Source organism: Chitinophagales bacterium (assembly GCA_013816805.1).
GTDB lineage: Bacteria > Bacteroidota > Bacteroidia > Chitinophagales > UBA10324 > MGR-bin340.
Genome location: JACDDS010000001.1, coordinates 386,537 through 400,117, shown reverse-complemented (window position 1 = coordinate 400,117; position 13,581 = coordinate 386,537). Strand labels below are relative to the sequence as shown.

Genomic DNA, 13,581 nt, shown 5'->3' with positions numbered 1-13,581 from the left:
TTATTGTGTGATTGTTGCATTCTTACGGTAGTCTGTTAATTTATTAGGCATAGTAGACCTTCCGAAAAAGAAGGTACAAGAAAATATGTATTACGTTTCGATAATGTTTATTTATTACGAAGCGTGGTGAAGGCCTTAGGCGAAAGAGGATTTTTGCTATACGTGATGAACTTTGAATAATTAACTGATTGCACTGCAATATTCTTTTAGTAAGAAAAGTTGAGGAATTTGTATAATATCTTATTAAACCTTTAAGAATCATATATGTCTTAGGTGTAATTTTGATGTATTATTTTACATTTTCAAATCCCTATTCCACTTATGAAACTTTTCTCCACACTCTGTGTGCTTCTCTCTTGTATGCTTGTTACAAAGGCTCAAACAAAAATCTTAGATAGTTCCATTGACTGGCCTTCTGGTAACCTCACTGTATTTCTCTCAGACAGCCTTCCAGTACAATCGGTACAAATACTCATCGGCTCAGCTCCCGACAGCAGTGATCTATCGAATCAAACCTTCACTTTAGGAACCAACCTAAGCGAAGCAGATAACATGCTTGTGCTGCCACTTGGAATCTTTTCTCACGGTGACTATTACCTCGACCTTCTTCTAACCACTGAAGCAAGTACCGTTGAAGAGATGGAGTACAAAGCATCGTACTTCTAAGCAAAAAATACTGCACCATTATTTAATATAGTGTGGAATAGATACGTCCACACCTTACTGCACCTTAATTGATTCGTATTCTCGACTATTCTCAACCTCATTTACCTACATGAAAAAACTATTACTGTCCTCCGTATTCCTTGCCATACTTTGCACCATTGCTTTTCATTCCTCTGCTCAAAAGAACTTCTACTGGAAGCCACAAGGAACTTCCACAAGCATGAAGGATAAGAACAACTACAGGGATTCGCTCTGTAATGGTGCAGTGGCATCTCGTGTTCCTCGGTCCAACGATACGATCATCTTCAATAATTGCTCAAGTGCCAGTGCTACCCTGGATTCAAACATGACCGTTGGTAAAATAACCATGACCTCTGCCTATACGGGCACCGTTTCTCTTAATACAGGTAAGACATTCACCTTTGATATCGGTAGCTTCAAAGGAGGGATCTTTAGTGGAGGCAGTGCTACCATCAACTGTAATAGCTCATTTACCATTGACGGCACCACTTTCACTAGTACTTCAGGCACTATGACCTTAGCAGGAGATGTCACTCTTAAAACCGGAAGCTTCACCCATAACAGTGGTAAGGTTGTTTTCAAAAGAGCCTCGAATACTACGACGATTATCAATTCATCAGCCAACACCAGCCGCTATATCTTCTACGATGCTGAATTCACTGCCCCATCACAAACAACACAATTTACTATTAAGAACATAACGCTTGAGGTGGATCATAAGCTGACATTGTCCGGCAGCAATCAACTCTTCCTGAACACCACCACCAGCTCTACTATTGAAGTACCGGGTAATATCTTAAGTTCAAACACAGCTTCAGTTGGAGGAGGAACGGTTACTATCATTGTCAATGGCACGGGTACCCAAACTATTAATGATAACCAGGGAAGTAGCATTTCAGGAAAGCTACCTAATATTCAATTTAATAAAACCGGAGGGACGGTAACCTTAATGGGGAGAATAGGTATGGGGGGAAGTTCCATGTGGGAATACATCACCGGTACTGTCAACGAAGGCACTTCAAGGGTAATGTGCTACTACAACAACACCTTAAAGAACAGCTCCTCAGGCACCATGAAGTTCTACGACCTTGAAATGTTTGGCTTAGGAGGAACACATACTGTTTCTGGTACGGTACAAGTGGCTGACACGTTTGTCACTTCCCAAAGTGCTGACTGTATTATTAATGGTGGCATATTAAAAATATTGAAAGATATTAAATGGAACAATACTTCATTAACTTCCATAGGGAATACGACTTTCAAATTCACCGGTACAAATAATCAAAACATCTATGGTGCAGTATCACCGCAGTTTTATAAGATAGTGGTGGATAAAAATGGAGGACAGATAACATTACAAAAGGCAGTATCGGTTTCCAATAATTTAGATTTAGTCAATGGGTATATTATTACCGATACAACCAATGTCCTAACCCTTAGGAGTGGAGCAACTGCCACCAGTGTTTCCAATAGTAGCTTTGTCAAAGGACCCGTAATCAAGATAGGAAATACTTCCTTTACTTTTCCGGTAGGGAAAGGAAGTGTATACAAGCCGATTGCGATTACTGCACCGTCATTGGCTACTGATGCCTTCAGAGCTGAATACTTTAATACACAACAGACATTAGGAAGTGCCAAAGATTCCCTTACCTACGTCAGTGCCTGTGAGTACTGGAATACGAAGCGAATGATTGGCAGTAGCAATGTAAAGCTTACCCTCTACTGGGATGCAACAACTTGCGATATTTATACAATTTCTACTCTAAAGATTGGACGGTGGGATGGGGCTAAATGGCATAATACAGGGGCGGTGACCACAACGGGGACAACCACGAGTGGGAGTATACAAAATTCTGCAAATCAAAGTGCATTTGGGTATTTTGCAATTAGTAAAAAGTCGCCCACATTGTATGCGCATGCTGGAACGGATACAGCGTTTTGTAAAGGTGGATCAAAGATATTAGGAGCAAGTCCGACAGGTACAGGAGGTTTAACGCCGTTAACGTATTCATGGTCACCAAGTATAGGATTAAGTTCATCGACAGCAGCCAATCCAAATGCATTGCCTGATACAACCACAACTTATATTCTGGCTGTAACTGATTTAGATCATTCAATTGCTACTGACACGGCAATTGTTTCAATTAAACTTACGCCTAAGGCTGAAGCTGGAATAGATCGATTAATATGTAATGGCAGTACTGTAACAATAGGAGGCGGACCTACTGCAACTTTAGCAACTGCCCCTTATAGTACTATTTGGAAGGTCGGTAGCGATACAGTTTCGTTTTTACCAAATCCTATCGTGAAACCCTCTGCTTCTACAAATTACATTCTCACCGTTACTAATTCAAATGGTTGTGTAGCTAAAGATACTGTGAAGGTAACAATTGATGCGCCCATAATTGTTAATGCTGGGAGAGATACTACACTTACCATTGGTTACAATTCATTAACTCTGGGGGGATCACCAACAGTTTCAGGAGGTCAGGCGCCTTATACGATACTATGGTCTACATCGGAAACTATAGGAATTGATTCGGTGATTAATCCTGTAACTAATTATCAATTTTCAGATGTTTACTCTGTTTTAGTTACTGATAGCGTTGGATGCTCCGCATTGAATGATAGAATTGTTACAGTAAAACCGCCCTCGATAAATAAAACTAGTTTGTATGGCCTACTGTCAGGGCATACAATTTTAGCGGTTGATAGTACGAATACTGCGGGGCGTGCTGGAGCGAAAACATCAATTTCATCGACGGTAACAGCAACGAACGGCTTATATATCAATAACACTACCGTAGATTCGGCTCTTACAGATTTAGATTCAGTAATTGCTAAATTCAATAGATTACCGGCTAATTTAATTCCAAATGATCTATCTTCAAAAACATATTCGCCAGGTGTATATAGGATAGATAGTGCAGCATATTTGCACGATACACTAACCTTAAATGGAGGAAACAATGCGTATTTTATTTTTCTTATTCGGGATTCATTTGTATTAAATAAAGGGGCTTTTGTAAATAATCTTTCTCATGATCCTGCAAGAATATTTTTTATTGTCAGCAATAAATGTATTGTACACCATTGGGTCAATTTTGAAGGAAACATTTTTTCAAAAATAAACATAGAAGGTGATTCTATTTATGGTAAAACATCATTAATGGCAAAGAATGACATTTCACTAAACTCTGCACTTATTGATTTTGTATCACGTAATGTTAATTTCTACCCTGCTTCATATGTTCCTACAAAGGTGCTATCTTCTTATGTCCATGATTTGGACGAAGATGGGGATACGTATCAAGATTTTCTAGGTTATAATACAGAAAATACAAAAACTGTTCATCAGGATGCAAGTGATCTGATTGGCAATGGGTACGGGGGATGGAATGATTTATCGCTTATAACTAATTTACCTTCCTTAAACAGCAGACTTTTCCGACTTCATAATGGGTCCGGTGTTTGGGATTGGAATAAAGGCTGGTATTATGAACCTGATATTTATCAGAATCAAGATCCTTTGAATGCTAATAATTTACCAATTAATTTCCCTGAAAATATTGGCTGTATTGCAGATGATTTATACAAACCGAAAGGCGATGTTATTAGTGATCACTTTACGGATATTAAATTTTCTTTAGACGGCAACCATGCGGATGCCTTATTTTTCTTTAATATGCTATACTCTACATATGATTATGACAAAAAATCTTTGGATTTTGCCGACGATTTAAAGCTTAACTTGAAGTATGTAGAACTTGGAAACGAAATTTATTTGGGTGGGCATTATAAGACATGGTGTGCCTTTCCAAATGCACAACAGTATGTTTCAGCGGCGAACTCATATATAGATCATCTTCATGATGATTATGATGATGTGAAAGTAAGTGTAGTCGCTGCATCTCCAGGATTAGAAGATGGAGATAATACCGAAGATGTAGGAAATTTGGACGGTAAAATCTGTCGAGAAAATACGTGGAATGCTGTTATGAATCTTCCTGCAAAGGATATATCGAGCAATTCGCAATTACATTTGATATCGGGCGATGCATTAAGCTTTCATCACTATCCTGCTTCTGGTGTTCTAGGACATGCATTTCCTTTAGTAAGCGATTTACCAGACATTTTATCTTACCCGTTTGAAGCTGTCAATAAATATTTTCGGGATAATTCATTAAAAGTAATTCCAAATTCAGTTGGAGCATGGATCACAGAATATAATATGAGTGATCAATTACATCAAGTGCCGGGAAGCTGGGCGCATGGGTTGTTTATGTCAGCAATGACTTTGCAATACTTAGAGTTTGCAAAGATTAAGCATATTTATGCTCAAACGATGACACTGGATGCGCACCAAGGTGCCTTTTTTGTAGATGATCATGGATTCGATTTTGACGGCAGCCCGATACATTCATCTGTTCAGCTCATAACTTTACCATGGCAACTTACCGCTGTAGGAAATGGAATGAAATTAATTGGAGAAGCTATGAGAGAGAATACACAAGCGATTAAATTAAGCTTTAAGACTTCAGAAGTAATAAAGGTGGGCCTGACTGATACCGTTCTATATGGTTGGAAATTCAATAGGCCCAATTCAACTTATAATATAGAGCAGGTGATAATCCTAAACTTAGGAGGAACAGATAAATCTGTATTGTTATCTGAATTTGAATGGGCTACATCTGTCGGCGCTGGCTATGAACAAATAAGCGTTGCAACTGGGAAGAAAAGTTACCTCAACCCTATTGCGTATGTCATAGGTGGAAATGAGATAGCATACTATACTCAGAGTGGAGTATATAAAGGAGCAAGTACAGAAAATATTGATAAATATCCTAAATTGCTTATTACCCCTCCAACATTGTCTACTGCTTCAGTAAATTCACAATCATTTGTCACTTTACCCGCATATTCCATCACTCGTATTTATCAGATTAAAACCAATATACATCTTACATGCGAGTCTAGTGTTGTACCTTGTAGTTACAAATTATTCAATGGTACATCAGGAAATGGTGCTCCTATTCAGGGAACAAGTGTAAATCTTTCAGTTACTGGTGCTTCAAAATACAATTGGAATTTATCAAGTCAGCAAGAGCCATCTTCTTATAAATCTTTTCTAAGCAGCTATGAGGAAAACAATGTAACCTTTATACCTCAAAAGTCAGGAAATTTCACTATTACAGTTTCAGATGCGGATAATACAAATAATTCGGCCAGTTGCCAGATAACTGTCAATGATCCGCCTGTAATAACTGTTACCCCTACCTCATTAGGATCATATGATTTAAGCACAGCACAAGGTCAACAGTTAACTGCGTCCAGCACGAATTCAACTTTACACTATTGGTGGTCTCCCACCCTCGGACTTTATAATGATCCAATTGCAGGAAGCAGCAAGATTAAAGCGAGCACAGTTTATGCGCGTCCGAATCAATACACGGATTACCTTTCAGCAGCAGATAATTATAAAAAGATTTATACTTATGATTATATGGCGTACCAGGTAACAGGAGTAGACCATACAACTGGATGCTTTTCATTGGGGTCCGCCAATGTTAATAGAATTAATGATCTTGCAATAACAGTTAACTATGCTGATGGAGATGCTTTTTGCTCAAGTGAAAATATTAGCTTGACCGCTACGTCTCCTTTTGGTTCCCAAACTGATTCCTATGATTGGTACAATGTGTCCGAAATGCCGAACATATTATTAAGACATGCAAACTCTAGCCTTAGTTCTTATACTCTAACAATCTCGACTACAGATAATAATTATCCATCTGAATCATTTACAGCGATGGTCATAATAACTAAAGGAACAAAATCAATTAAAAAATTTACTACGGTAAATCTTGTTCCCAGTATAATAATAACACCACCTCCTAGACTAGATCTGTGTACAGGGGAAAGTGTAGAAATAAAAAGTTCAGGCGCTGATGAAGAAAGCGGAAGCCACACTTATGATGGATCATATCAGTGGTATAAAAATAATTTAAGTAACCAAATTTCTGGTGCTACGGAAAGTAGTTATACAGTCACCCCAAGCGATGATCTGAGCAATAATAGTTCGGTATCATATATAGTCCAAGGGAAAACAGCCTCAGATTTCCCTGGATGCGAAAATGCTACAAATGAAGCAATAATAGAATTCACGGTTAATGATGCGGACCCAACCGTAGGTGTTAAATATGGAAATATAACCATTAAAGAAGGTGAATGCGCTACTTTAGAATTAACTAATTCAAGTGATGCTGATTTTTATCAATGGTCACCAGGCACGTATTTACAAAAATTAACAGGTGCCCTCGTAAACACTACCTCTCTTCCATATAGAACTGAACCATATACTTTTACAGCTAATGGCATTAAAACTTCGAATAACGAGGCTGGGTGTTGCTCTTCAGGTGACGTAACAGTAACCGTTGAGAAACAAACCTGGTGTGATGCATGCGGTACAGTTGTGGATTGTAAATCTAATGGATCTTATGTAGTTACAGCCCTTGAGGCCAGTGGCTATTCCCAGCAATGGCAAAAAAATGGAATTGATATTCCTGGTGAGACAAATCCAACTTATTCGATTAATTATGATGATGTACCGCTTGGTTTGCCCGTAATATATCAATGTAGATACACTAAAAGCAGCATTAACTGTATCTTTTTCTCAGAACCTTTAACGCTCACTGTCGTAAAAGATAACAGCCAATGTTTAACGAATAAACTGCAAAGTGATACAGCTAACAATTCATCACTCATTGAAAATTCACTACAAATAGCTATATTCCCAAATCCGACAGAAGACGATTTTAAATTAATGATTTATCAAAATAGCATTCAAAAGCCTGCCTCTAACTTATTCATTGAGGTTCTGGATCCGTTTGGAAGAATTTTATCTTATTCGGAAAGACCTTTTTTACAAAATATGGAAGCCAAAATTACCTTGGACCATAACCTGCCAGAAGGTCCTTATTTTGTAAAAGTAATTTTAGGAGATCAGGTAATTGTGAAATCAATATTCAAAATATGATAAAAATTGGGAAAATTTTAGGATTTACTATAGTGCTTTTTAATATTAATCAGGTATCATTTAGCCAAGTTTGGTCACCATTAGGAGCTGGGGTTCGCGAAGAAAAAGATCCTACCGGAGGTATCGTTAATACCTTTTCAGAGGATACCGTTAATCACCTGTTATATGTGGGTGGTGAATTCTACTATGCAGGTGATACGATTTCACGCTATCTTGCTATATGGAATGGAACTGATTGGAATACCGTAGAACATAATGGAATTTCTATAAATGCTGAAGTGACGGGTTCTATCATGTTGCATGATACGTTGGTATATTCCAATCAGCATGGAGTAGGTAGATTCTATAACAACCATTTTCTAGACGATTTACCGTCAGTTGCAGGTCCTGTATTTGCTTTTATAATGTACCACGATACTCTTTTTGCTGGTGGAGACTTTTTTGGAGGCATTAAAAAATATAATGGAAAGAAATGGGAAATTGTAGGGGGTGGCGTGGAAGGCAATGTAGATGACTTCTGCATCTATAAAGATAAGTTGATTGTAGGAGGAGCATTTGCCTATATCGGTGATTCGCTTGTAAATAACATTGCTTCCTGGGATGGGCATCAATGGGATTTCTTTGATGGCGGTGTTATATATAAAGAATTTGATAATTTAGGACAAGTAGAAGCATTAACTGTTTACAATGATATGGTTATTGCAGGAGGGTTCTTTGACCAGGCTGGTGACAACGATGCAAATTGGGTTGCAGCATGGGATGGGCAAATGTGGCATACGATGCCAGGGATATGCGGTGAAGTGGAAGATTTACAATCTAATGGAGAACATGGTGTATATGCCGGCGGTTGGTTTGGAACCAGTAAAAAAGATACCTGCAATCCCAATAGGGTAGCATACTGGGATGGCAGCGAATGGTTAGACGTCGGCTTTGGAGTACAGGATCCGGTATTCAGCATGGGGTTTTTTAATCGTGATTTATATGTTGGAGGTACTTTTCTCAAAGCAGGTGGTGTAAAAGCTAACCATGTCGCTTACCTCGAAAACGGCATCGCAACCTCGGCACCATTGATAAAAGAAAATAAAGTATTAAAAATTTTTCCTAATCCCTCAAAAAACTATTTTAGTATAAGTTCCAATACCCAACAGCCAGCAAAACTTTTTATAACCGATACCTACGGCAGAACAGTAAAAACATTCATGCTTTCACCTTCTTCAAAACCCAAAGTAGTAGATGTAAGTGACTTTTCGACTGGTATCTATTTGGTAACCCTGGAAACAGCAGAAGAGAGATGGAATGAAAAGCTAGTAGTAGAAAAGTGAAATATTTCCACTGTCCCAGTTATATAACTCTTTACAACTAGATTAACTGTGGGTCAAATATCAGATGAACAAGAACTTTTAAAATCGATAAATATCTATTATTGGTTGATCTAATTGTTATTAACATTATTCCCGCTGTGGATAGTGGCTCGTTTGCGATATTCACGTAGCTTATTAGGCATAGTTATTTCCTTTAGTCATAAATCTTTAGCTATGGTGAAGCTTACAGCTATATATAAATCAATTAAGAAGGGATAATATGCCAGAAGTGAGAAAATATTCAGCTTTAGGGCTTGGCGATGTGGGGGCATTTCATGTTCCGCTACTCAGCCCATGTACTTATGTTAAATTGAAATTCAAATGATGAGATTTTGTTTTGATGCCCCATATTGCACCAGCCTATGTTGTGTGCCCTTTGTCAGGCTTCTGGCAGCACTCTATGAAGCCATTTTTTTGCTCTATCCATATCATCTCCATCCAAAGCCTTTTTTACTTCATTGGTATTATATTTTAGACTCTCAATTTTGTCTTTCTTGAATTGAGGATCACCCAAGTCTGCATTGAGCTGCATTACTGCGTAAAAGAAGCCGGTTTGGACTGTATCATTATAGAAATTCATTCCTGTTAATTTCAACTCCATTAGATACGAATCAAACGGATAGCTGACATTACAATTCCATGCTTTTAATAATCTTATTATTGGGCGAACTACATTATTATATTTGGTATTTGCATCTGTCAGTTTCTGTTTAACATCATTCGGATCAGTACTTCTCCAACCAGAATTTCCAGGTATATAAATCGTTTTCATAAATATAAATTCTTCTTCTTTGGCAGGTACTAAATCATAATGGATATTATTCAATCTTATTGCAACCGTTGGAAATGATTTAACCACATCCGAGCCATACCGATCTTTGTAATATTTATCGGCAAAGTCTTTTAACCAACTCCTGTAGGTATCAGGAGTTCTCTCGTATTAAGTGTGATTAAAAATTATCATCACATCTACATCTGATTTAGAATCAAATTTTCTAGGTAAAATAGTATCTCGATCATATGACCCAAAAACAAATTTCCTTCTTATTTTATTGCCTAACTCCTTATTAAGGTTACCAAATAGATTACTTATAGAACTATCTATTTTAGTGACTTCATCGGAATTATTTTTCAAATAATATTTGCCTGATAGAGTTCGTAAATAATTGTCTATATATATTGCCATATTCAGAGATTTAATTCATTGTCAGTATAATTTTCTTCACCATCTTTTATTCCTTTTTGGGCAACATTATAATCGTTTTCATTTGTTGGAAAAGCTTCTGCTTCTTTATTTATATCATCTGCTTCAGTAGCGATTTCTTCTAGCCGCTGTATCATTACTTCCAAAGTGATTAAGTTGTCTGCAATATAACCTTGCAGCCTATCGCATTTTTTCATGACAGACAAATAACGATTACCTACTCGTCTATGACCTTCTACTTTTTGAGGTAAGTTTAAGTAGGTTTGAAAACCACTTAATAAAGCTGCGATTAATGCTAAAACAAGCGGTACGTATTTTATCCAATTAGTTGCCCCGTCAGTTAACACATAGAATAAAATTGAGCCTGTCAAAATATTAATTGCAATGAGAGGTATGCCAATCTTATAATGATATTTCTTGAATCGATCTGCAGCATTAAAATGCTTCTTTTTTCCATACAAAGAGTCCACTTTAATGCGCTTCAATTTATCTGTAGAATTTTGCATGGTTTTTGGTTAGCCGCACACAACGTTAAGGTATTTGTGACAATTTTAAAGGAATTAGATACTATAACAGATCTTACAAACTACCTCGTAGAAAAACGATATTTTCAGAGAAAACCACAATATTAATTCCTTTTGAAACAGATTTTTTAGCTCCTTATTTGCAGACAGGATTGAAATTCGAGATTGACGAGAATATTGTTTTGGCAGGAGAAAATTTATGGGACGATTATGTAAAAAGTGACGAATATTTGAAATGGGAAAGGGAAAAGAAGCTAGTTATGTTTGGGATATTATGATTCAAAGTTTCTACTTAAACAACAAAGACTAATGGTTGTGTGCTGGCTAATTGCTTTTGTAGTGAATATTGTATTTTCCTAATCGTAACACCACTGCAATTAACAGTAGCATCTTGTCTGGATGATATTCATTCTCACTGTAAAAGCAGTGGGCTATGTTGTTCCTAAGATATTTAGTCCACCTTCGTTAGAAAAAACATAGTCAAATAAGAGCATGTCGTTTTCGTCAAAGTACTGCTTAATTATTTCATTATTAATTATGTCATGAGCCAAAGCTTCTTGCATCCCTTTCTTTTTTCCTTTACTGGTTGGAATGTTTAAGCGTTCGCTGAAATTCCTAAATAGTCCTTCAATTTTTAAAGTTAAACTATCTATGCACAGAATAAAATTGGGAGCGTAATATTTGCTTTCACCCCACGCCAACACTTGATTAAAAAATTCATCAATTGCGGGTGCAATTTGATTTATCCAGTTCGTAATTTCTGGATTACGACTTAAATCTGTTTTTGTGTGTGGTTTACCAATCCATGAGTGACGAATTAAAAAGCTTAAAAAGTTCCGAGACGTTAGATGCCCTGATTTTATTCCTAAAACAATTACATAATGGAGAAAGGGGATTAAAGTTTCTTTCATACGAAGCTCATAGGTATTTAAGATTTCTTGTGTTTCGTCTTTCTCTGCAGATTTTCTTGTAATATTCTTATTGTTGTCGAAATATATTGTGGTTACAAAGTCTAAAAAATTATTTTTATTTTGCTTAGAAGCCATCAAAACATCGTCATATTTTGGGAAAAAACTTCCATTTGCAATTGTGCTGTATATAAAATCCGGCGGTTGTTTTAGTAGCGTTAACGCTTTCTCTTTTAGTTCATCCTGAAACTTTTGCAATTTTTTTATGGTCTCTTCGTCAAAATCAATTCTGAATTCTTCTAATCGTACTTCTGGCTTTAACTGAAAATATAATTGTTCGGTTTCTTCCTTTTTTTGTTGGTTTCCACTTTGTCTGAACGCATCAATTGCTGCTCGATATTCATCCAGTTTTATCCAATTCCTCTTTTCGTCTGTCTCTGTTTCGGCAAGTCTCAAATATGCAAGTCCTATTTCGTTATACCATTTCTTTACATCACTCTTTGTTTTTTGAGCTACTTTAACAGCTGTAGGTAAGTGATAATTAACTAATGCGAAATCGTCTGTTTTACTATTAACTATTTTTAAGGGAGTGTCAAATATGGAAAGAACATTCTCAAAATCTACTGGCTTAAATATTTTAGGATGTTTAAGCATATCATCTATAATTCCATGTTTTAGCCAAAAAGATAGATTGGGGAATTTAAAGAGTAATTGATAGGCTACTTGTTTAGTTTCGTCAATATTTACTTTTGCTTCGTCAACAACCGCAACTAAATTCTCAAATAACCTTCCAATTAAATGTTCATATTCACTCTCGGTTGTAGTTGATAATTGGCAACATTGGGCAATTGCTTTTATGTAATTCTCAGAAGCGTTAATTGCAAAAGTTGCATTTTTTTTCACTATACTTTTCCAAATAAGATGATTGTATCTTGCTTTTAGTAATGGCGAAGTTGAAAGCTCAGACCTAAGCTTTAAATAGGTAAATGCGTTACTTTGATGAGTGTCTAATTTAGGATATTCTGATACTTCGCCTATCTCTTTTCCATTACTGGCCGAGAAAGAAAAAATACTGCTTCCGTGAAAGGAATATAGGAATGCCTCAATCTCCCATTGTAATTTTTGCTTTTCGTCGTCTGAGTTTGTTTTGTTTTTGTATTTGAGAAGCAACTCAGTAATGTCATGGTTTCTGTCTAATACTATTGCGTTTGCTTCTAATACCTTATAGAAGCCTGTTAGAGTGTTAGTATTATCAAGATTAATGTCTGCTGGTTCCAATTAGGGTGTCAATTTAGCTTGCACAGAACGTTCAGGGGTTGCTGCTGTGGCGGCATTCAATGAACGTCCAGCCTCAAACCACTACCCAATAAAATTAATAAAGATGATTGTTAGAACTGTTGCTTGACATTGTTCGTCAAGCTGGAACTGCTGCTGAAGCCTGCACATAGTTGATAGCTTGTTCGTTTCCACGCCATAGCAGCAAGCCCCATGTAAGCAGCAGGCAAACGGCTTTATAAAATTTAACCAACTTGATTTCTCACAGCGTCTTCTGGTGTTAATCCAATTTCGGTCGCATAAAAAGAATGTTTGTCTGCGTCCAACGATTGGATGTCATGCCAAATGAATTGGTATAGCCTTTTTTTGATTTTGCTTTTATTGGAATTTCAATCTTTACTTCTGTTCTGTCAAACTCGTTAATGACTTTAAGAAGTGTACACGGATAAACATTGGTATTGCCAAAACAATTCTTCCGATTCTCGAATAAATAAATCGGAACGTTCACGAATGAGTCATGATCTAAATAAGGACATTTTGTACAAAGGAAGGGGGAAATGCATCGAACCGTTAAGCCCCTTTCTCT

Annotated in this window: 7 protein-coding genes; 3 read left to right on the top strand and 4 right to left on the bottom strand. The window is 36.8% G+C overall.

Annotated elements, in window-relative coordinates; translation table 11 throughout:
• Positions 1 to 321: 321 nt before the first annotated feature.
• The 3 genes from H0W62_01805 (at position 322) to H0W62_01795 (ending at position 9,045) form a co-directional block, all read left to right on the top strand.
• Positions 322 to 666 carry a hypothetical protein gene (locus H0W62_01805; GenBank protein ID MBA3647276.1) on the top strand — a complete coding sequence of 115 codons (345 nt, stop codon included), beginning with the start codon at positions 322 to 324 and terminating at the stop codon, positions 664 to 666.
• A gap of 109 nt (positions 667 to 775) precedes the next feature.
• Complete coding sequence (locus H0W62_01800) at positions 776 to 7,723, top strand: hypothetical protein (GenBank protein ID MBA3647275.1); 6,948 nt, start codon at positions 776 to 778, stop codon at positions 7,721 to 7,723.
• Entirely contained in the window at positions 7,720 to 9,045 is a 1,326-nt protein-coding gene (locus tag H0W62_01795) for a T9SS type A sorting domain-containing protein (protein MBA3647274.1), read from the top strand. Before H0W62_01800 ends, H0W62_01795 begins: the two co-directional genes overlap by 4 nt.
• 418 nt (positions 9,046 to 9,463) lie before the next feature.
• On the opposite strand, the gene H0W62_01790 is transcribed toward H0W62_01795, so the two are convergent.
• From H0W62_01790 to H0W62_01775, 4 genes are all read right to left on the bottom strand, one after another.
• Positions 9,464 to 9,856 (bottom strand): hypothetical protein, encoded by a 393-nt coding sequence (locus H0W62_01790; GenBank protein ID MBA3647273.1) that lies wholly within the window; start codon positions 9,854 to 9,856, stop codon positions 9,464 to 9,466.
• 168 nt (positions 9,857 to 10,024) lie between these two features.
• Entirely contained in the window at positions 10,025 to 10,270 is a 246-nt protein-coding gene (locus tag H0W62_01785; protein ID MBA3647272.1) for a hypothetical protein, read from the bottom strand.
• A gap of 2 nt (positions 10,271 to 10,272) precedes the next feature.
• Positions 10,273 to 10,794 carry an SLATT domain-containing protein gene (locus H0W62_01780; GenBank protein ID MBA3647271.1) on the bottom strand — a complete coding sequence of 174 codons (522 nt, stop codon included), beginning with the start codon at positions 10,792 to 10,794 and terminating at the stop codon, positions 10,273 to 10,275.
• A gap of 449 nt (positions 10,795 to 11,243) precedes the next feature.
• On the bottom strand, positions 11,244 to 12,998 hold the full coding sequence (locus H0W62_01775; GenBank protein ID MBA3647270.1) for a hypothetical protein: 1,755 nt from the start codon (positions 12,996 to 12,998) through the stop codon (positions 11,244 to 11,246).
• Between the last annotated feature and the right edge of the window lie 583 nt (positions 12,999 to 13,581).